This is a genomic window from Streptomyces cacaoi, assembly GCF_006539165.1.
Classification (GTDB): domain Bacteria; phylum Actinomycetota; class Actinomycetes; order Streptomycetales; family Streptomycetaceae; genus Streptomyces; species Streptomyces cacaoi.
On sequence record NZ_BJMM01000010.1, the window covers coordinates 80,785 to 100,965 of the forward strand.

Annotated in this window: 12 protein-coding genes; 8 read left to right on the forward strand and 4 right to left on the reverse strand. The window is 72.6% G+C overall.

The window, feature by feature from the left end; all coding sequences use genetic code 11:
* The first annotated feature begins 87 nt into the window (after positions 1 to 87).
* The 4 genes from SCA03_RS12420 to SCA03_RS12435 all read left to right on the forward strand — a co-directional run bounded on the left by SCA03_RS12420 (position 88) and on the right by SCA03_RS12435 (position 7,241).
* Positions 88 to 2,520 carry an ABC transporter ATP-binding protein gene (locus SCA03_RS12420; protein WP_086813842.1) on the forward strand — a complete coding sequence of 811 codons (2,433 nt, stop codon included), beginning with the start codon at positions 88 to 90 and terminating at the stop codon, positions 2,518 to 2,520.
* A 403-nt stretch (positions 2,521 to 2,923) separates the two neighbouring features.
* Positions 2,924 to 3,937 carry a FadR/GntR family transcriptional regulator gene (locus SCA03_RS12425; protein WP_037851133.1) on the forward strand — a complete coding sequence of 338 codons (1,014 nt, stop codon included), beginning with the start codon at positions 2,924 to 2,926 and terminating at the stop codon, positions 3,935 to 3,937.
* A gap of 594 nt (positions 3,938 to 4,531) precedes the next feature.
* Positions 4,532 to 6,148 (forward strand): RNA polymerase sigma factor, encoded by a 1,617-nt coding sequence (locus tag SCA03_RS12430; protein WP_267883214.1) that lies wholly within the window; start codon positions 4,532 to 4,534, stop codon positions 6,146 to 6,148.
* Positions 6,149 to 6,419: 271 nt separating this feature from the next.
* Positions 6,420 to 7,241, forward strand: a complete 822-nt coding sequence (locus SCA03_RS12435; RefSeq protein WP_086813840.1) for a S1 family peptidase — start codon at positions 6,420 to 6,422, stop codon at positions 7,239 to 7,241.
* Positions 7,242 to 7,433: 192 nt separating this feature from the next.
* Here the strand turns inward: SCA03_RS12435 and SCA03_RS12440 are convergent, their stop codons facing one another.
* Entirely contained in the window at positions 7,434 to 7,664 is a 231-nt protein-coding gene (locus SCA03_RS12440; protein ID WP_030891618.1) for a DUF7455 domain-containing protein, read from the reverse strand.
* 489 nt (positions 7,665 to 8,153) lie between these two features.
* Here SCA03_RS12440 and SCA03_RS12445 point away from each other — a divergent pair, with 489 nt between their 5' ends.
* From SCA03_RS12445 to SCA03_RS12455, 3 genes are all read left to right on the forward strand, one after another.
* Positions 8,154 to 10,277: a DNA gyrase/topoisomerase IV subunit B gene (locus SCA03_RS12445; protein WP_030877086.1), complete on the forward strand. Its 2,124-nt coding sequence runs from the start codon at positions 8,154 to 8,156 to the stop codon at positions 10,275 to 10,277.
* A gap of 127 nt (positions 10,278 to 10,404) precedes the next feature.
* Positions 10,405 to 10,989, forward strand: a complete 585-nt coding sequence (locus SCA03_RS37210) for a DUF485 domain-containing protein (RefSeq protein ID WP_086813838.1) — start codon at positions 10,405 to 10,407, stop codon at positions 10,987 to 10,989.
* Between the two features lie 14 nt (positions 10,990 to 11,003).
* Positions 11,004 to 12,581, forward strand: coding sequence for a monocarboxylic acid transporter (locus tag SCA03_RS12455; RefSeq protein WP_212766718.1), 1,578 nt, complete (start codon positions 11,004 to 11,006; stop codon positions 12,579 to 12,581).
* A 3-nt stretch (positions 12,582 to 12,584) separates the two neighbouring features.
* Here the strand turns inward: SCA03_RS12455 and SCA03_RS12460 are convergent, their stop codons facing one another.
* Positions 12,585 to 14,354 (reverse strand): ATP-binding protein, encoded by a 1,770-nt coding sequence (locus tag SCA03_RS12460; protein WP_086813836.1) that lies wholly within the window; start codon positions 14,352 to 14,354, stop codon positions 12,585 to 12,587.
* Between the two features lie 83 nt (positions 14,355 to 14,437).
* A complete protein-coding gene (locus SCA03_RS12465) occupies positions 14,438 to 15,547 on the reverse strand; it encodes a ferredoxin family protein (RefSeq protein WP_141275372.1) in 1,110 nt (369 codons plus the stop codon).
* 189 nt (positions 15,548 to 15,736) lie between these two features.
* On the opposite strand from SCA03_RS12465, the gene SCA03_RS12470 reads away from it, so the two are divergent.
* Positions 15,737 to 17,188, forward strand: a complete 1,452-nt coding sequence (locus SCA03_RS12470) for a CobW family GTP-binding protein (RefSeq protein WP_086817054.1) — start codon at positions 15,737 to 15,739, stop codon at positions 17,186 to 17,188.
* A 297-nt stretch (positions 17,189 to 17,485) separates the two neighbouring features.
* Here SCA03_RS12470 and SCA03_RS12475 read toward each other — a convergent pair whose 3' ends face one another.
* Positions 17,486 to 19,942: a DNA gyrase/topoisomerase IV subunit A gene (locus SCA03_RS12475; RefSeq protein WP_030877067.1), complete on the reverse strand. Its 2,457-nt coding sequence runs from the start codon at positions 19,940 to 19,942 to the stop codon at positions 17,486 to 17,488.
* Between the last annotated feature and the right edge of the window lie 239 nt (positions 19,943 to 20,181).

Below are 20,181 nucleotides of genomic sequence, written 5' to 3' on the forward strand. Positions count from 1 at the left end.
GAGACGGTCGAGTGAGTTGCCCGGAAAGTCGGAATTGCCACGTTATCTTGCAGTGATGCGTCCACCACGCATTCCGCGGGAGAAACGATGATCCAGGCCATCGGGCTCACCAGCATGTCCCGGCGCAGGCGTCCGCCGCGCGTCGACGACCTCACCTTCGAGGCGAGCCCCGGGGAGGTCACCGTGCTGCTGGGGCCGGCCGGTTCGGGGAAGAGCGAGGCGCTGCGGCTGATGCTGCAACTCGTTCCTGGCCGCGGCATCGCCCTCTTCCGAGGGCGTCCGCTGCACCGGATCCCGCACCCCGCCCATGAGGTCGGCGTCCTGCTGGGCGATGTCCCCGGGCACCCCGGGCGGACGGCGCGGGGGCATCTGCGGATGCTCGCCGCCGTCGTCGGCGCCCCGCAGGGCCGGGCCGACGATGTGCTCGACCTGGTGGGTCTCACCGGGCTCGCGGACCAGCGGCTCGGGGACTTCTCGCGCGGTATGGACCGGCGTCTGGGGATGGCGGCGGCGCTGCTCGGAGATCCGCACACCCTCGTCCTGGACGAGCCGACGAAGGATCTCTCGCCCCGGGAGGCCAGTTGGCTGCACGGGCTGCTGCGCGGCTTCGTCCACCAAGGTGGCCAGGTGCTCACCACCACGTGCGATCCGAAGGAGGCGGCCCGCACCGGTGACCGGATCGTCTCCCTGGAGCGTGGACGGCTGATGGCCGACCAGCTGGCCTCGGACTTCCGCCGCACCAGGCTCCGCCCCCGGGTGGCGATCCGCACTCCCCACGCCGAACGCTTCGCCGCCGTCCTCTCGCAGGAAGCACGGAGTGCGGCGCGGTCCCGGGGCGGTGGGGGCGCGATCGAGGTGGTGTGCGAAGGGGGCAGCCGGGTCGAGGTGTACGGAAGCAACTGTGCCGCGGTGGGAGAGACCGCCTATCGGCACGGCATCCTCGTCCACCAGCTCGCGGAGGAGATCGGAGACACCGGTGACCGAGCCCGCCGCGGCCCCTTGCTCCGGGCGGACGGCAGAATCCCGGTCGAACCGGCCCCCACCCACCTCCTGGCGGGCGGACCGGCATCGGAGCGGGAGGCGCACGCTCTCCCCGGCGCAGCTCCGGTACACGGCGAGGTACAGCACGCCGCTCCCCAACCTGAAGTGGGCTCACGTGAATTGGCGGGGACGGTGCTCGTCGAGTCCCAGAAGACCGTCGGGGCGGGGGACCGGGCCGGAGCGCGCGGGGAAGCCCGTGGTGCCGCCGCGGAAGCGGAGGACGCCGCCGTGGAGACGGCGAACTCGGGCAGCACAGCGCAGGGGCCCAGCGTGCCCGCCCCCTCCGCGCACGTCTCGGAGCCGACGGCCTCGCATGGCGCGGAGAGCACGGAGGAAGCCGAGGCACGGCCCGAGGCGTGCGTCGATGCGGAGGCCGCGGAGGGCGATCCGGCACGGGAGCCGGGGGAACCGCCGCACGAGCCCTCCCCGGGGACGACGAAATCCCTCGTGCAGGTCGCGGACGCGGTGGCGGTCAGGTCCCCGCGCCCGGCGGTGGTCTCCGCGCCGCCGGTCACATCCCACTCCGCGGAGCCGGCCGAGCTGGGCAGCGGCAGCGGGGCGGCGGGCCGATGGGCGCCCGAGGCGCCGGAGTTGCCCGTCGTGCGGCGGCCCGGTCCGGCGGCTCCCGTCCGGTACGAACTGCGACGCATGTTCGGTGTCCGTACCCCGTGGTTGATCGCGCTGGCGTCGGTGCTCGCCTCCCTGATGACGGCGGTCGTGCTGGCCCGCCAGGGAGCGACGGGTGCGGCGTCGCACTCGGAGGGGCTTCTGCTCGGGCTGCGGCTGTTGACCGGCTGGCCCGATCTGCCGTTCCTGCTGCCGCCGGCCGCCCCCGCGGCAGGGCTGCTGGGCGCGCTCGCTTTCGGTCAGGAGTTCCGCTATCCGGCACTTGCTCCGGCGCAGGCCCCGGTGCCCCGGCGGCTCGGTCTGCTGGCCGCGAAGCTGCTCGTCTCCGGGGCGGTGGCGATCGGGCTCTGCCTGGTCACCGCGATGCTCAACGTCGGTGTGCTGACGCTGTTGTACGGCCTGGACAGCGGTGCCTTCAGGCTCCCGGCACACGGGTTCGGATTGTCCTCGCTCACGCAGTTGTCCGTGCCGACCGGTGACACCGCCGTCCTCTCACCGGGGTTGCAGGCGCTGAGCGTGCTGGCGCTGTGCGTGGGCTGCGCCTGGGCGGGCCTGCTGGCGGCGGGGGTCTTCCGCTCGACGTTCGTCGGGGTCGTGGCCGCGCTGGGTGCGCCGCTGCTCGTCGCGCCGTTGGCCAAGATGCTGTCCACCGGTCCCGTGGCGCAGTCGCTGGACGGGTTCCCCGCGCGCTTGCGCACTGTGCTGCTCTTCCCCTGGCCGTCCGGTGCCGAGCAGTGGGTGGCGATCGCGATGCGGCTCACCTCCCAACCCCTGGGCCGGGCACTGGCGTTGTCGCTCACGGTGCTGTTCTGCGTCTACGCGTTCACGTCGCTGCGCAGCCGCCCGCGGTAATCGCCGCTACGGGGACATCGAGCGGCGCCGCACCGGTGAACACCCCGCGGTCGCGCCGGGGTTCCCGCGCGCCCGCGAGCGGTGCTCCCGGTGCCGGACTCCCAAGCTGACGGCTGCGGACATACTTGTCCGACCATGGTGCAGGGATCGGTGCCGGCACCCGGTCCGGCCGTGCCGGTGCGGCGCCCGGACTCCGAGGGCGGCGGACCGTTGCCGCGGGGCCCGGCGCGACACTCGTAAAGGGGACGTGACCTGCGGTGATGCTGCCTCGGGTGCGTCCTTCCGATAAGGCGTCAATTATGCGGAAGTCAGCGATCACCCTTTCGTGTGCTTTTCACCAAAGCCCTCAAGGCGGTCTCGGGCCCCGCCGACACAAGTGGTCGTGACTACCCTTGCGCACTCCATGATGACCGCGGCTCGTCCCGTCGACACCGGCCTCGTCGGCCCGGGCGAGCTGGACCGTTACGCGTACGCCGAGTCCTCGGGAACGGCGCGCACCACCACCAACGCCCCTGCATGGGAGGGTTCCGAGGCCGAAATGAATCGTGTGGGTCGTCGTGCGACCGGCAGCCGCGGACGCGGTCTGCACGGTCAACTTGTGCAGCAGCTCGGTCAGATGATCGTCTCCGGCGACCTGGGCGCCGACCGTCCGCTGGTCCCGGAGGAGATCGGCCAGCGCTTCGAGGTGTCGCGTACGGTCGTGCGCGAATCCCTCCGTGTCCTGGAAGCCAAGGGACTCGTCAGCGCGCGTCCCAACGTCGGGACCCGTGTGCGTCCGGTCAGCGACTGGAACCTGCTGGATCCCGACATCATCGAGTGGCGGGCGTTCGGTCCCCAGCGCGAGGGGCAGCGGCGCGAACTGTGCGAACTCCGCTGGACGATCGAGCCGTTGGCCGCCCGTCTCGCGGCCGCGCAGAGCCGCGACGATGTGCAGCAGCGTCTCGCCGACATGGTCGAGATCATGGGCCACGCGCTGGCCCAGGGCGACACCCTGACCTTCTCCCGGGCGGACGCCGAGTTCCACGGGCTGATCCTCCAGGCCGCGGGGAACCGCATGCTCGAACACCTCTCGGGCATCGTCTCGTCGGCACTCCAGGTGTCCGGGGGCCCGGCCAGCGGCTGTGAACACCCGACCGAGGCCGGTGTCGACCACCACCGGCGGGTCGTCGAGGCCGTGGCCGCCGGTGAGGCCGCCGTCGCCGAGGCGGCGATGCGGCAGCTGCTGGGCACGTCGTCCACCGAGGCGGTCACCGCGGCGCAGGGCGCCGCGGGGCAGCCCGCGCCGACCGCCCAGGCGGCCGGGGGAGCGGCGGCCGGTCCTGTCGCCGGGCCGCAGGCGGCGCAGCCGGCAGCTCCGGGAGCGGCCGGCGCCGCCGGGGGCGGCGACCACGTGGTGCCGCCGCCGCGCGAGCACTGACGCAGTCGCGCAGGAGACGCAGGAGAGCACCGGCACGGGTTGCGCAGCGCGGCCCGTGCCGCTCTCCCGAGGTCTTCACCGGCCCGGCCCCGACGAAGGGCGCCGGTCGCCCGGCCCTCGTGCAAGGGGCCGCCCCTCGCGCCGCACACGCTCCGTACGCGTTCTCCGTACGCCGCCGGAGCCGCCGATCCCGCTCCCCCCGGTGGGATTCCCCGGCCCGTCCGACGCCTCTCCCCCCCTCGCGTCCGGGTCTCCTCGCGCCGGGACGGATGTGCGCAGCCCGTTCGTTTCCCGCTTCCGGCGGCATCTTCGTGCCCTGTGACTGCCTCCGCGGGGGCGGTCACGCCCGCGGGGGAGGGCTTATGTCTGGGTGTGACGGCTTTCAGCCGGTACGGAGTGTGATCCGCGCCACGTGAATTGGGCGTAACGCTTCCCGGTGCAGCGCGATGACTCAAGAGGTGACAGCCGAGGAGGGAATACGGGCGCTCCGTTCGGGGCTTTTCCCCACACCGTCTTTTTCTCCACAGCTCCGCCCGCGCCGTCGGTTCATCCCCGCCGGCGGTCCGCCGTTTCCATCGTTCCGAGAGGTTGTTCGTGTCGGCCAGCACATCCCGTACTCTCCCTGCGGAGATCGCCGAGTCCGAGTCCGTGATGGCGCTCATCGAGCGGGGAAAGGCTGAAGGGCAGATCGCCGGCGACGACGTACGTCGGGCCTTCGAGGCTGACCAGATTCCGCCAACCCAGTGGAAGAACGTCCTGCGCAGCCTCAACCAGATCCTCGACGAGGAGGGTGTGACGCTGATGGTGAGTGCCGCAGAGGCGCCCAAGCGCACCCGAAAGAGCGTCGCGGCGAGGTCCTCGGCGTCTCCGGCAAAGCGCACGGCAGCCAAGTCGGTTGCCGCCAAGTCCACCACCAAGAAGGCCGCTCCGGCGAGCGCCGCCACGGCTGCGGCTCCGCGGACCGGCGTCGACGCACCTGTCGCCGGTGCCGCCCCGGCGAACGGGGCCGAGGAGCCGAAGCCCGCGAAGAAGGCGGCGGCCAAGAAGGTCGCCGCGAAGAAGGCGGCCCCGGCCAAGAAGACGACGGCGGCGGCCCCGAAGAAGACGGCGGCCAAGAAGTCGGTCGTCGACGAGCTGCTGGAGGCCGAGGACGAGCTGGTGGAGGAGCTTCCCGCCAAGCCCTCGCCCAAGCCCGGCCCCGAGGACGGCCCCACGGCCGAGCTGAAGAACGAGAACGAGGGCTTCGTCCTCTCGGACGACGACGAGGACGACGCCCCGGCGCAGCAGGTGGCGGCGGCGGGTGCGACCGCCGACCCGGTCAAGGACTACCTCAAGCAGATCGGCAAGGTTCCGCTGCTCAACGCCGAGCAGGAGGTGGAGCTGGCCAAGCGCATCGAGGCGGGCCTGTTCGCCGAGGACAAGCTGGCCGCGGCCGACAAGCTCGCGCCGAAGCTCCAGCGGGAGCTGGAGATCATCGCCGAGGACGGCCGGCGGGCGAAGAACCACCTGCTGGAGGCCAACCTCCGTCTGGTCGTCTCGCTGGCCAAGCGCTACACCGGGCGCGGCATGCTCTTCCTGGACCTGATCCAGGAGGGCAACCTCGGTCTGATCCGTGCGGTCGAGAAGTTCGACTACACCAAGGGCTACAAGTTCTCGACGTACGCGACGTGGTGGATCCGCCAGGCGATCACCCGGGCCATGGCCGACCAGGCGCGCACGATCCGTATCCCTGTGCACATGGTCGAGGTCATCAACAAGCTCGCGCGTGTGCAGCGTCAGATGCTCCAGGACCTGGGCCGTGAGCCCACCCCGGAGGAGCTGGCCAAGGAGCTGGACATGACGCCGGAGAAGGTCGTCGAGGTCCAGAAGTACGGCCGTGAGCCGATCTCCCTGCACACTCCGCTGGGTGAGGACGGCGACAGCGAGTTCGGTGACCTCATCGAGGACTCGGAGGCCGTCGTCCCGGCGGACGCGGTCAGTTTCACGCTGCTGCAGGAGCAGCTGCACTCCGTTCTCGACACCCTCAGCGAGCGCGAGGCAGGCGTCGTCTCGATGCGCTTCGGCCTCACCGACGGCCAGCCGAAGACGCTGGACGAGATCGGCAAGGTCTACGGCGTGACGCGCGAGCGCATCCGGCAGATCGAGTCGAAGACGATGTCGAAGCTGCGGCACCCGTCCCGTTCGCAGGTGCTGCGGGACTACCTGGACTGAGCTGCGGCGTCATCCTCCGGCCCGGGATATTCGGGCCGGCGAAAGGGCCGGTGACCTGATCGGGTCACCGGCCCTTTCGTGCGCCTGTACGAGCGCCCGCGCAAGCCCCGCGCGTGCGCCGGGGGTGCTTCGGTTGCCCGGGATGCGGTCGGCGCTCAAGAGGAACACCCTGGGTAGTCACACAGACCCGTACGGTCAGGAGGTCGGTCCCATGCGACTGATGCGCTGTGAGCGAACAAGCGCCGTCCGCGTTCCGGAGAGGTGGGCGGCCATGCTGGCCGCCCTTGTGACGGCCTTGGTGGGGGCACTGCTCGCGCCGCCTGTGCAGGGGGCCGCCGCGCAGGAACGGGACCCGGACCGGGCCGTCATCGGGGGGTATGCGGTGAACGCCGGCGACCACCCGTGGGCGGTGGCGCTCTCCAGCCGGGCCCGGTTCGGCTCGGAGCGCTCCGGTCAGTTCTGCGGAGGCGCGGTGGTGGGGCCGCGCACGGCCGTGACGGCGGCCCACTGCCTCACCAGGGAAGTGCTGGGAGTGGACGTCGGGCAGGTGCGTGACCTGCGCATCATCACCGGGCGTGGGGATCTGACCGGGAACGCGGGCAAGGAGGTCGCGGTCCGTTCGGTGAAGGTGAACCCGGACTTCGACGCGCGCACCAACAAGGGCGATGTCGCCGTGCTGCGGCTGGCCGAGTCGCTGCCGTCCTCCTCGGTCGTCCCGATGGCGGGCAAGGGGGACCCGGCGTACCGGTCGGGCACACCGGCCACGGTGTACGGCTGGGGCGACACGACGGGGCGCGGCAACTACTCGAACACGCTGCGGGCGGCGCGGGTCGGCATCATGGCCGACTCGTCGTGCGAGCGGGCCTACCCCGGTACGTCGAACGGCAAGTACGACGCCGCGACGATGGTGTGCGCGGGGCTGGAGGCCGGCGGGCGGGACGCCTGTCAGGGGGACAGCGGCGGGCCGCTGGTCGCCCGGGGGAAGCTCGTGGGGCTCGTCTCCTGGGGTGTCGGCTGCGGTGAGCGGGGCCGGCCCGGGGTCTACACACGGATCTCGGCCGTGCAGTCGGTGATCGGTACCCCGCGGGCCTGAGCGGTCCGGCCGGGGCGACAGGGCTCCGTTCGTGCGGCGCCGACCGCGCGGGCGGAGCCCCGGTGTGTGGAGCCCCGATACGACGAGGGCGGGCGTCCTCCGGGATTCCGGGGGACGCCCGCCGTGTTCCGGTCGGTGCCGGAGCGAGCTCGTCGGATGTGGACGCGGTCGGCGTCGGGTCAGGTCAGCGGCTCACCGTTCGTCTTCGCCCGCGCTGGCGGGGGTCGCGGTGAGCTTCTCCGTCTCGTCCTGTATCTCCGCGGCGATCTTCTTGAGCTCCGGCTCGAACTTACGGCCGTGGTGGGCGCAGAACAGCAGCTCTCCGCCGCTCGTGAGGACCACGCGGAGGTACGCCTGTGCGTTGCAGCGGTCGCAGCGGTCGGCGGCCGTCAGCGGGGTCGCGGGGGTCAGAACTGTACTCACGTCGCCTCTTCTCTAGCTCGACGAGCTGTCGTACCAGGGTCAACATCCAACCAGGCCGAAAACGTTCCCGCTCTGGCCTTCATTCCCGGATTTTTTCTGGCCGAGTGGGCCGGATGCTGCCGGGTGGCGGCGAATGGGCCGTATCGCAGGGATGGAACTTTCAGTCTGTTGTTGCTTGCGTGACGGTATCGATGGTGGCGGGCGCTTTGTGCGGCGCCCTTCGGTGCCGGTCTGTGGTTGTGTGCCTCCGGGCTGTTGTGCCTCTGTGATGGAGGACGTGCCCGGAGCCTAAATGGTTCATGCCTGGATGGGAACGTGACGTGTGTGTCACCCCGCCCATGGTATCGAACGCGCTATCGAAAATGGCTTAGGATGGCGGCCTCCCTGGGCTTTGTTCCGGGTCACAGGACACGTCCTGTCCTGGGCCTCGGTACCCTCTGACGCGGCAACCCAGCCGTCCCCAGCAGAATTCAGCGAGGAGCGAACCGCGTGACCGCCGAGATGTCCGTGCCGTCCACCGCCGTGCTGACCGGGGCAGACCGTGACGCCGGCTCCAATTACACCGCGCGGCACCTGCTCGTCCTGGAAGGTCTGGAGGCGGTCCGCAAGCGACCCGGCATGTACATCGGCTCCACGGACAGCCGGGGACTGATGCACTGCCTGTGGGAGATCATCGACAACTCCGTCGACGAGGCGCTCGGCGGGTACTGCGACCGGATCGAGGTCGTCCTGCACGAGGACGGATCGGTCGAGGTCAAGGACAACGGGCGGGGCATCCCCGTCGACGTCGAGCCGAAGACCGGGCTCACCGGCGTCGAGGTCGTGATGACCAAGCTGCACGCGGGCGGCAAGTTCGGTGGTGGCTCGTACGCGGCCTCGGGCGGTCTGCACGGGGTGGGCGCCTCCGTCGTCAACGCGCTCTCCTCCCGGCTGGACGTGGAGGTGGACAAGGGGAGCCGGACGCACAGCATCAGCTTCCGGCGCGGTGTCCCCGGGATCTTCACCGAGTCCGGGCCCGACGCCCCGTTCGATCCAGCCACCGGCCTGCTCAAGGGCAAGAAGATCCCCAAGACGCGCACCGGGACGCGGGTGCGGTACTGGGCGGACCGGCAGATCTTCCTGAAGGACGCGAAGCTCTCCCTGGAGACCCTGTACGCGCGTGCCCGGCAGACCGCCTTCCTGGTGCCCGGGCTCACGCTCGTGGTGCGGGACGAGCGCGGGACCGACGGGGCGGAGGTCTCCGAGGAGACGTTCCACTACGACGGCGGGGTCAGCGAGTTCTGCGAGTACCTGGCTCCCGACAAGGCCGTCTGCGACGTCGTCCGCCTCCAGGGGCAGGGCACCTTCAAGGAGACCGTCCCGGTGCTCGACGACCGCGGGCACATGATCCCCACGGAGGTCCAGCGGGATCTCGGGGTGGACATCGCGCTGCGCTGGGGGACCGGGTACGACACGACGATCCGGTCGTTCGTGAACATCATCGCCACGCCCAAGGGCGGTACCCATGTGGCGGGATTCGAGCGGTCGTTGACCCGGACCGTCAACGAGGCGCTGCGGACGACGAAGCTGCTGCGGGTCGCCGACGACGACGTCGTCAAGGACGACGCCATGGAGGGGCTCACCGCCGTGGTGACGGTGCGGCTGGCCGAGCCGCAGTTCGAGGGGCAGACCAAGGAGGTGCTCGGCACCTCGGCGGCGTCCCGGGTCGTGGCGCAGGTCGTCGCCAAGGAGCTGAAGGCGTTCTTGACCTCGACCAAGCGGGACGCCAAGGCGCAGGCGCGTGCCGTGCTGGAGAAGGTCGTCGCCGCCGCGCGTACGAGGATCGCGGCGCGGCAGCACAAGGAGGCGCAGCGCCGGAAGACCGCGCTGGAGTCCTCGTCGCTCCCGGCGAAGCTGGCGGACTGCCGGGCCGACGACATCGAGCGCAACGAACTGTTCATCGTCGAGGGCGACTCGGCGCTGGGTACGGCGAAGGTCGCGCGGAACTCCGAGTTCCAGGCGTTGCTGCCGATCCGCGGCAAGATCCTCAACGTGCAGAAGTCGTCCGTCTCCGACATGCTCAAGAACGCCGAGTGCGGGGCGATCATCCAGGTCATAGGAGCCGGGTCCGGGCGGACCTTCGACATCGACCAGGCGCGGTACGGCAAGGTCATCTTCCTCGCCGACGCGGATGTGGACGGCGCGCACATCCGGTGTCTGCTGCTCACGCTCTTCCAGCGCTACATGCGGCCCATGGTCGAGCAGGGGCGGGTGTTCTCGGCGGTGCCGCCGCTGCACCGGATCGAGCTGGTCAACCCCAAGAAGGGGCAGGACAAGTACCTGTACACCTACTCCGACAACGAACTGCGGCAGACGCTGCTGGAGTTGGAGCGCACAAAGGTGCGGTACAAGGATTCGATCCAGCGCTACAAGGGCCTGGGCGAGATGGACGCCGATCAGCTCGCGGAGACCACCATGGACCCGCGGCACCGGACCCTGCGCCGGATCAACATCAGCGATCTGGAGGCCGCCGAGCAGGCCTTCGACCTGCTGATGGGCAGCGAGGTCGCGCCGCGCAGGGAGTTCATCAGCTCCTCGGCTGCCACGCTGGACCGCTCGCGCATCGACGTGTGAGCCCGGGGCGCGGGCGTGCCGCGGCACGCCCGCGCCGGGGCCCCGCCGCTTTCCGGGCGTTTCACCTGAAGGTGTGAAGGGGGCGGCTCGACCCGAGGTGATCTTGCGCTTCTGCCCATGCTGGGGCATGCGCAACGACGATCCCTGGTCCGCCGCCCTTCCGGCGCGGGCCCTCCCCACGGAAGCCCTTCCGGCGCGGGCCCTCCCCACGGAAGCCCTCCCGGCGGAGGAGGGCGGACACCGCGCGGCGACCGCTGCTCCGGCCGTCGCTTCCGTCCCGCCCGTCCCGCCTGGGTCCGTCCCGGCTGTCTCTTCCGCATCCCCTGCCGGGTGTGCCGACATCTATCTGACCGTGCAGCGCAGCGCGGCCTTCCAACGGGTGCGGCGGCGCCACCGGGCGTTCGTGCTGCCGGCGGCCGCGGCGTTCCTCCTCTGGTACCTCGGCTATCTGGTGCTGGCCACCGGTGCGCCGGGGCTGATGGCGCGCGAGGTCGCGGGCGTGCTCAACGTCGGGATGGTCGCCGGGCTCGCCCAGTTCGCCACCGTCTTCCTGCTCACCTGGGCCTATGCCCGGCACGCACGGCTGCGCAGGGACGGCCCCGCGCTCGAACTGCGCTGGGAGACACAGGACATGACCCGCGTGGCGGCCCGGCACGCGGACGTCCCCGCGGACGGCACAGCCGGTGCGGCCCGGGGGGAGGGGCCGCGGTGAGCGACGGTCATCGGATGCTGACGGTGCTGCTGTTCTGCGCCGTCGTCGTGGCCACCCTGGCCATCACCAGCTGGGCGGGGCGCGGACGGCGGGGCTCGGCCGAGGAGTTCTTCGCGGGCGGCCGGCTGTTCTCCCCGCTGGAGAACGGTTTCGCCATCGCCGGTGACTACATGTCGGCCGCCTCGTTCCTCGGCATCAGCGGGCTGATCGCGCTGTACGGGTACGACGGGATGCTGTACTCGATCGGGTTCCTGGTGGCGTGGCTCGTGGTGCTGCTGCTCGTGGCCGAACTGGTGCGCAACTGCGGGCGGTTCACACTGGCCGATGTCGTGGCGGCCCGGATGCGGGAGCGGCCGGTGCGCCGGGCGCTGGGCACCTCCTCGGTCACCGTCTCGGTGCTGTACCTGGTCGCCCAGATGGTCGGCGCCGGCAGCCTCGTCGCGCTGCTGCTCGGGACCCGGGACGGGCTCGCACACACCGTGACGGTGCTCGTGGTGGGCGCCTTGATGATCGTCTATGTGTGCTGCGGCGGTATGCGGGCGACGACCTGGATCCAGATCGTCAAGGCCGTTCTGCTGCTCGGCGGGGCCGTCGCGCTCACCGCGCTGGTGCTGGTGCGGTTCGGCGGCGATCTGCCGGGGCTGCTGTCGGCGGCGGCCGAACGCAGCGGGCACGGTCGGGAGTTCCTCGCGCCGGGGCTGCTGTACGGCGGCGGCTGGACCGCGCGGCTCGACTTCGTCAGCCTCGGAGTCGCGCTCGTCCTGGGCACCGCGGGGCTGCCGCACATCCTGGCGCGGTTCTACACCGTGCCGACGGCGCGGGCCGCCCGCCGCTCGGTCGTCTGGGCGATCGGGCTGATCGGTGGCTTCTATCTGATGACGATCGTCCTCGGTACCGGAGCTGCGGCTCTGGTGGGGCCCGAGGAAGTGCTGCTGTCCGACTCCGCGGGGAACAACGCCGTTCCGCTGCTGGCGGCCGAACTCGGCGGGGGAGCGGGGGCGCGGGCGGGTGCCGTGCTGGCCGCGCTGACGGCGGCCGTGGCCGGTGCGACGATCCTCGCCGTCGTCGCGGGGGTCACCCTGGCCGCCTCGGCCGCCGTGGCGCACGATCTGTACGCCTCGCTGCGCAGCAGGCGCCCGCGGACCGACCGCGGTGAGATCGCGGTGGCGCGTGCGGCGGCAGCCGTGGTCGGCGCGGTCGCGGTCGGACTGAGCCTGCTCGCCGCCCAGTTGAACGTGGCGTTCCTGGTGGGGCTGGCCTTCGCGGTCGCCGCCTCGGCCAATCTGCCCGTGCTGCTCTACACCCTGTTCTGGCGGCGCTTCACCACACGGGGCGCCACCTGGGCCGTGTACGGCGGGCTGGTCCCGGCGCTGGCGCTGGTGGTGCTCTCGCCGGTCGTCTCGGGGAGCGCCCACGCCCTCTTCCCCGGCCTGGACTTCGCCGTCTTCCCGCTGGAGAACCCCGGGCTGGTGTCGGTCCCGCTCGGGTTCGTCGCCGGGTGGCTCGGCACCGTCACCTCCCGGGAACGCCCCGACGCCGCGCGGCACGCGGAGACGGAGGTGCGGGCGCTCACGGGCGCCGGGGCCGCCTGACCGTCAGCGCGGGGGCCGTCCGACGCCGTGGGCGCCGGGGGCGTCGTCCCGCGCGGGGCGCTGCCGCGGGACGTGCGGCGGGTGCAGCGCCTGGGGAAGGCGGACGGTGAACTCGGCGCCGCCGTCGGGGGATTCGCCCACCTGGACGCTTCCGCCGTGGCGTTCCGCGAGCCGGCGCACGAGGGCCAGCCCCAGGCCGCGCCGGCGGTGCGCCGGCGCCTCCTTGGTGGACCAGCCCTCCGTGAAGACCGTCTCCCGGCTCTCCGGGGCGATGCCGGGGCCGTTGTCGCTCACCCGGAGCAGGACACCGGCGGGCTCCTCGGACGCTCCGTCGGGCGCACCCCCGGGCGCCTGCGCGGACGCCGGTGCGCCCCCGTCCCCGCCCCCGTGTGCGTTCCCGGGACCGTTCCCGGCCCCGCGGCTGTGCCCGTTCCCGTGCTCGGGCCCGTTCCCGTCGCCGGCCACGTGCCCGTACGCGGTCAGGGCCACCGTCACCTGGGCGCCGGGGGAACCGGCCGTCGCGTCCAGCGCGTTGTCGACGAGGTTGCCCAGCACCGTGGCCAGTTCGGCGGGGTCCACGACGCGGTCCGGCAGGAGTGTGCCCTCGCTGATCCGCAGTGCCGCGCCGCGCTCGGCCGCGACGGTCGCCTTGCCCACCAGGAGCGCGGCCAGCCGGGGATCGTGCACCCGCTCGGAGATCTGTTCGGCGGTCGCGCGGCGGGTGCCGACCGCCTCGCTCAGATAGGAGACGGCGTCGTCGTACATCTCCAGCTGGAGCAGGCCGAGCAGCAGGTGCATACGGTTCGCGTGCTCGTGGTCCTGGGCGCGCAGGGCGTCGATCAGGCCCTGCGAACCGTCGAGTTCACGCCCGAGCTGCTCCAGCTCGGTCCGGTCGCGCAGGGTGACCACCGCTCCGCCGTCGTGCGTCGGCATCCGGTTGGCCACGAGCACGCGTCCGCCGCTGACCGTCAGCACATCGGTGCCGGAGACGCCGCCGGCCAGCAGCCGGGCCGTGCGGCCGGGGCCGAGCGCCTCCTCGGGGGAGCGGCCGATGTGTCCGGTACGCAGGCCGAGCAGCCGCTGTGCCTCGTCGTTGACGAGCCGGATCCGGCCGTGTGCGTCGAGCGCCACGACGCCCTCGCGGATCCCGTGGAGCACCGCCTCGCGCTCGGCCAGCAGCCCGGCGATGTCGGAGAACGCCAGATCACGCGTGCGCTTGCGCACCCGTCGGAAGACCAGCAGCGCGGCCAGCGCGCCCAGCCCGAGCGCGCCTCCCGCCGAGGCGAGCAGCCCCGGCACCTCGCGCAGGAACCGGGCGCGCACGCTGTCGTAGGCGATGCCCACCGAGACGGCGCCCACGACCTCGCCCCGGCCGTCACGCAGCGGTACCTTGCCGCGCGCCGAGCGGCCGAGCGTGCCCTCGTCGATATGGCGCACCTCGTGCCCGGCGAGCGCGCGGCCGGGGTCGGTGGAGACGTGCCGGCCGATACGGGACGGCTCGGCGTGCGACCAACGGACACCGCGCCGGTCCATGACGACGACGTAGGCGGCGCCGGTGGCGCGGCGCACCCGTTCGGCCACGCGCTGGACGGGGCCGTGCCGGGAGGGGCCGGGCTCCTCGACGATCAGATCGTCCAGCCCGGGCTCGGCGGCGGTCGTCTGGGCGATGGACAGCGCGCGGCGCATGGCCTCGTCGTCGAGCTGGTCGCTGAGCGGCTGGAGGAACAGCCCGGTCGTCACCGCGGTCACCCCGGCCACCACCGCGAGCTGCATCAACAGCACCTGTGAGGCGGCACGTCGGCGCCAGCCGGAGGGGAGCAGCCGGCGACGGCGGCGTGCGGCGGGCCTCCGGCCCGTCACGGGTGTGTCACGGACGGGGACGCCGGGGTGCCGGCCGCCGCCGGGACTTGGTGCGCGGCAGAGACGATCCGCTCGACGGTCAGGGATCCGGCCGGGCCCGGCTCCGCGCCGCAGCTGGCCGGGCGGGGTGCGCCGGCCGTCTGTTCGGACAGGGTGAGGTGCCAGCGGCGGCCGTCCCGGTGGGCGACGGTCACCGACCAGCGCCGCGGGCGCGGCGGGTCGGCCCGGACGGCTTCGGCAGCCCGCGTCGTGCCGCCGACCCGGGCCGCTCCCTCGGCCGGGGCCGTTCCGTCGGTCCGGGCGGTGCCCTCGGTTCGGTCCGCTTCGGCGGGGAGGACGGTTTCGACGGTGAGGGCGTCCGCCTCCGGCTCGCCCGTGTGTTCCCGTACGGCGAGTTCGGCGCGCTGGCCGGGGGCGTCCCAGGTGGAGCGGCCCCGGCAGCCCTCGGTCGGTACCCGGCCCGCGCGGACGGCGTCCAGGACATCGGCTGCCCGTACGGCGTCGAGGCGGCCGTAGGCGTAACCGCCGGGCAGCGTCAGCAGGGTGGGCGCGAAGCGGTGGCCGCCGATATGGGTGATCTCCCAGACGTCGGCGCCGCCCATTGCCGCGAGACGGGCGGCGAGGGGACGGCCGAGGACGGCGCAGCAGCGGTCGCGCCGTCCGTTGGTGCACACGAGGGCCAGGGGATCGCCGGTGTACGGCACCCAGCCGGCGGGCAGCGCGGCCGGGCCGCGGTCGCCGTCGAGGGCGGCGAAGTCCAGGTCGCGCAGGGTGCCGAGGGCGTCCTCGGCCAGCAACGCGGTGCGGATCCAGGCGTTTCCGGGGAGCGTGCGGGCGAGGAACACACGCCGGGGTGCGCCCGGGGTGGCGGCCGGCCCGTCCGCACCGTCCGCGCGGGCAGGGCGCCGGATGAGGGCGACCCGGGCGCCGTGTGCGCTCGCGGACCGCTCCAGCTCGGCGCCGAGGGCCGCGTCCAGGCGGCTCTGGGTCAGGGCCTGCTTCCCCCAGGGGCCGGGCTGTTCGACCAGCAGCCAGGTGCGGGCCGTGGCCGCCGTGCCCGCGAGAGGTTCGTCGAGGGTGCGGGAGACCGCTGCGCAGGTGCTCACAAAGGCGAGCCTAACCTCCGCCGGCGGACTCCGCCCGGCCGCGCGGGACGGGTGGGCGGGACGGGTGGGCGCCGGGCGTGGGACCGGCGGACCGTTCCGTTACGATCGGCAGCCGCCCGGCGCGGCGGGCGGCGGCGGGGGCATCGGGGCCCGCCGGAGGGCGGGAGCGAGGAGCGAGGAGAGCACGGCGTGGCAGTCGCAGCGCAGGGCGAGCGGGGAGCGGTCGGCGGCAGGATCCCGGTGGTGATCCTGGCGGGCTTCCTGGGATCCGGGAAGACGACGCTGCTGAACCATCTGCTCCGGCGCAGCAGGGGAACCCGTATCGGCGCGGTGGTGAACGACTTCGGCAGCATCGAGATCGACGCGATGACGGTCGCCGGCCAGGTCGACTCGATGGTCTCGCTCGGCGACGGCTGTCTGTGCTGCGCGGTGGACACCGACGACCTCGACGAGGTGCTCGATGTGCTGGCCCGGCCCTCCGCCGGTATGGACGTGCTCGTCATCGAGGCCAGCGGCATCGCGGAGCCCGAGACGCTGATCCGGATGGTGCTGGCCAGCGACTGCCCGCACATCGTCTACGGCGGCCTGGTGGAGGTCGTGGACGCGGCGGAGTTCGACGCCGTGCGGGCCCGCCACCCGGAGCTGGAGCGGCATGTGTCGGCCGCCGATCTGCTGGTGCTCAACAAGGCGGACCGGGTCGCCGGGCCCCGGCTCGACGCGCTGCGGGCCGAGTTGGGGCGGCTCGGCCCGGGCACGCCCGTGGTCACCGCCGAGCACGGCCGGGTCGATCCCGCGCTGCTGTTCGACCGGGTACGGCGCGAACGGCCGCCCGTCGAGCAGCTGTCGTTCGACGTTCTGCTGTACGGCGAGGAGGACGGTGAGGACGCCGGGACCGGCGAAGACGACGGTTCCGCCGGTGTCGCCGGGGACGAACAGGCCGCCGGGGGTGCGGAGTCCGGCCGGGAGGCCGGGGCCGCCGGGTGTGCGGCACACGGGGACGGCTGCCACGGGGAGCACGGGGCGCATCTGCACGCCGCCTACGAGTCCGTCGAGTTCGACGAGGCGGCACCGATGGATCCCCGCCGTTTTCTGGACTTCCTCGACAGCCGGCCGGACGGGCTCTACCGGATCAAGGGCTTCGTGGACTTCGGCGCCGCCGACCCGGCGCACCGCTACGAGGTGCACGCCGTGGGCGGCTTCCTTCGGTTCGCGCCGCTGGACCGGACGGCCGGTGAGGAGCGTCGGACGCGTCTGGTGCTGATCGGTGCGGGCGTCGACGGCGCCGCCCTCCGGGCCGGGCTGGCCGCCTGTGTCGCGGACGGCACCGCCCCGGGGCCCGGCTCCGCCGAGGCCGCGGCGGGCGGCGTGGACCCCGCGATGTGGGGAGTCCTGCGCTATGTGGACCGGCGGCCCGGTGGCCCGGGGGACGCCGGGGCCGAACCGGCCGACGGCACCGACGCGTTCGCCGAGCCGGACGATCTGCCGGACGATCTGCCGGACGGCCTACCGGGCGACCTGCGGGACGATCTGCCGGAAGCGGCCGGGTACGGCGGTGCGGAGCCGGGGTGGGCCGACGAGGAGGACTTCGACGACACCCGTGACCCGGTGGACCCGGAGGGCCTCGGGGACCGCGTCCGCTAGCCACCCGCCGGACACCATCTGCGCGCCGCGCGTCCCCGGGCCTGCCCGTCCGCACCCGCGCACGCCTGAACTTCCGCTGATCTCCCGCGCGCACGCCTGTGTTCCGCGCGGACGTCTGTGCCGTGCGTGTGCCCGTGGTACGCGACGGCTCGTCGCGCCGAGCGGGGAGGCACGGCGAGGGATCGACGCATAGCGGTGCGCCGGGGGAGCGGGCCGCGCCCCGCGCCGGGTGTGGAAACCGGCGCGGGGCGCGTCAGGGGCTGCCGAGCCGGGCCCGGAGCCGCCGTCGGGCTGGCGTCAGGCCGGCCCGGCCAGCGCGGCCACCTGCTTCTTCAGCGGTACGCCGGAGCCGTCCCTGCGGGGGTCGGCCTCGGGGAGATCGACCGGCGCACCGGACTTCGTCGCGGCGCGCGGCGGGGCCGCGCCCGCCCAGGCCAGGACCAGCCGGTTCTCGCCCCGGAGGAAGCGCTGGCAGCGCACACCGCCCGTCGCCCGCCCCTTGCGCGGGTACTGGTCGAACGGGGTGAGCTTGGCGGTGGTGGCGGAGTCGTCGAGGGTGCCCTCGGCGCCGGCCGCGGTGAAGACCATCGCGTCGGCGCCGGGATCGACGGCGCCGAAGAAGAGCACCTTCGCCTCGCCGGTCAGCTTGATGCCCGCGACACCGCCGGCCGGGCGCCCCTGCGGGCGCACCTGGCTCGCCGCGTACCGCAGCAACTGCGCCTCGTCGGTGATGAAGACCAGGTCCTCCTCGCCGGTGCGCAGTTCGACGGCGCCGACGATGCGGTCACCGTCCTTGAGGGTGATGACCTCCAACTCCTCGCGGTGCGCGGGGTAGTCGGGCACGACACGTTTGACGACGCCCTGCTCGGTGCCGAGCGCGAGCCCGGGGGAGGACTCGTCCAGCGTCATCAGACAGACCAGTTGCTCCCCGTCGTGCAGCGAGAGGAACTCCGAGACCTGGGCCCCGCCGGCGAGGCTCGACGGCGCCGACTCGGGAAGCTGCGGCAGATCGACCACGTTCAGCCGCAGCAGCCGGCCCTCGGAGGTGACGGCGCCGATCTCGCCCCGGGTCGTCGCCGGCACGGCCGAGACGATGACGTCGTGCTTGTGCCGCTTGGCCGGTTCGGCGCTCTCGGGCTCGGCCCCGGTGGTGCGGGCCAGCAGCCCCGTCGAGGAGAGCAGCACGCGGCAGGGGTCGTCGGAGACCTCCAGCGGGACGGCGACGACCGGCGCCTCGGCGGAGTCCAGCAGTTCGGTGCGCCGCGGGGTGCCGTACTTCTTGGCCACGGCGGACAGTTCGGAGGAGACGATCTTGCGCAGCTCCGCGTCGGACTCCAGGATCCGGGTCAGCTCCTCGATCTCCGCGCGCAGCCTGGTGCGTTCGTCCTCCAGCTCGATGCGGTCGAACTTCGTCAGCCGGCGCAGCGGGGTGTCCAGGATGTACTGGGTCTGGATGTCGCTGAGTTCGAAGCGGGACATCAGGGAGCTCTTCGCCTCGGCGGAGTTCTCACTCGACCGGATGATTCTGATGACCTCGTCGATGTCGACGAGTGCCACCAGGAGGCCCTCCACCAGATGCAGCCGGTCCCGCCGCTTGCCGCGCCGGAACTCGCTGCGGCGGCGCACCACGTTGAAGCGGTGGTCGACATAGACCTCCAGCAGCTCCCTGAGGCCCAGGGTGAGCGGCTGCCCGTCGACCAGCGCGACGTTGTTGATGCCGAAGGACTCCTCCATGGGCGTCAGCTTGTACAGCTGGCCCAGCACGGCCTCCGGGTTGAACCCGTTCTTGATCTCGATGACGAGACGCAGGCCGTGTTCGCGGTCGGTGAGGTCCTTGACGTCCGCGATGCCCTGGAGCTTCTTGGAGTTGACCAGATCCTTGATCTTGGAGATGACCTTCTCCGGGCCGACGGCGAACGGCAGTTGCGTGACCACCAGGCCCTTGCGGCGGGCCGTGACCTGCTCGACGGTGGCGGTGGCGCGCATCTTGAAGGTGCCGCGGCCCGTCCGGTAGGCGTCCTTGATGCCCTCCAGCCCGACGATCCGGCCGCCGGTCGGGAGATCGGGCCCGGGCACGAGGCCCATCAGCGTCTCCAGATCGGCGTTCGGGTGCTTGATCAGATGCCGGGCGGCGGCGATCACCTCGGTGAGGTTGTGCGGCGGCATGTTCGTCGCCATGCCGACGGCGATCCCGGAGGCGCCGTTGACCAGGAGGTTCGGATAGGCGGCCGGGAGCGTCGAGGGCTCCTCCTCGCTGCCGTCGTAGTTCGGCGCGAAGTCGACGGTCTCCTCGTCGATCGTGTCGACCATCAGTCCGGCGGCGGGCGCCGCGCGGCACTCGGTGTACCGCATGGCGGCCGGCGGGTCGTCGTTGCCCAGCGAGCCGAAGTTGCCGTGGCCGTCGACCAGCGGCAGGCGCATCGAGAACGACTGCGCCATCCGCACCAGGGCGTCGTAAATCGCGGTGTCGCCGTGCGGGTGGAGCTTACCCATCACCTCGCCGACGACCCGGGCGCACTTGACGTAGGAGCGCTCGGGCCGCAGCCCCATCTCGTGCATCTGGTAGAGGATGCGGCGCTGTACGGGCTTCATGCCGTCGCGGGCGTCGGGGAGCGCGCGCGAGTAGATGACCGAGTAGGCGTACTCCAGGTAGGAGCTCTGCATCTCGTCGACGACGTCGATGTCGAGGATGCGTTCCTCGAAGTCCTCTCCGGGCTCCGTCCCGGCGGTACGGGTCTTACTGCGGCGGGCCATCGCGGCTGCGGCTCCTTCGCTGTACTCGTGTTCGCTGTGCTCGTGCGGTGCGCGCGTTCCGTGCGCCGGTTCCTGCGCCGGCTCCGTGCTCGGGCTGCGCGCTCGTGCTGTGCTCGTGGTGCGTGCGTGGTGCGTGCGTGGTGCGTACGTCGTGCGTGTGTGGTGCGTGTGCGGTGCGTGCGGTCGCCGTGCGGTGTGCCGACCGGCCGCGGCCGGTCGACCGTGGCCTGAAGGCGCCC

What these genes read in the sequence shown, in the direction of transcription:
- SCA03_RS12420 (WP_086813842.1), top strand. Translation starts at nt 88, where the DNA reads ATGATCCAGGCCATCGGGCTCACCAGCATGTCCCGGCGCAGGCGTCCG.
- SCA03_RS12435 (WP_086813840.1), top strand. Translation starts at nt 6,420, where the DNA reads ATGCTGGCCGCCCTTGTGACGGCCTTGGTGGGGGCACTGCTCGCGCCG.
- SCA03_RS12475 (WP_030877067.1), bottom strand. Translation starts at nt 19,942, where the DNA reads ATGGCCCGCCGCAGTAAGACCCGTACCGCCGGGACGGAGCCCGGAGAG.
- SCA03_RS12455 (WP_212766718.1), top strand. Translation starts at nt 11,004, where the DNA reads ATGCTGACGGTGCTGCTGTTCTGCGCCGTCGTCGTGGCCACCCTGGCC.
- SCA03_RS12425 (WP_037851133.1), top strand. Translation starts at nt 2,924, where the DNA reads ATGATGACCGCGGCTCGTCCCGTCGACACCGGCCTCGTCGGCCCGGGC.
- SCA03_RS12460 (WP_086813836.1), bottom strand. Translation starts at nt 14,354, where the DNA reads ATGCAGCTCGCGGTGGTGGCCGGGGTGACCGCGGTGACGACCGGGCTG.
- SCA03_RS37210 (WP_086813838.1), top strand. Translation starts at nt 10,405, where the DNA reads ATGCGCAACGACGATCCCTGGTCCGCCGCCCTTCCGGCGCGGGCCCTC.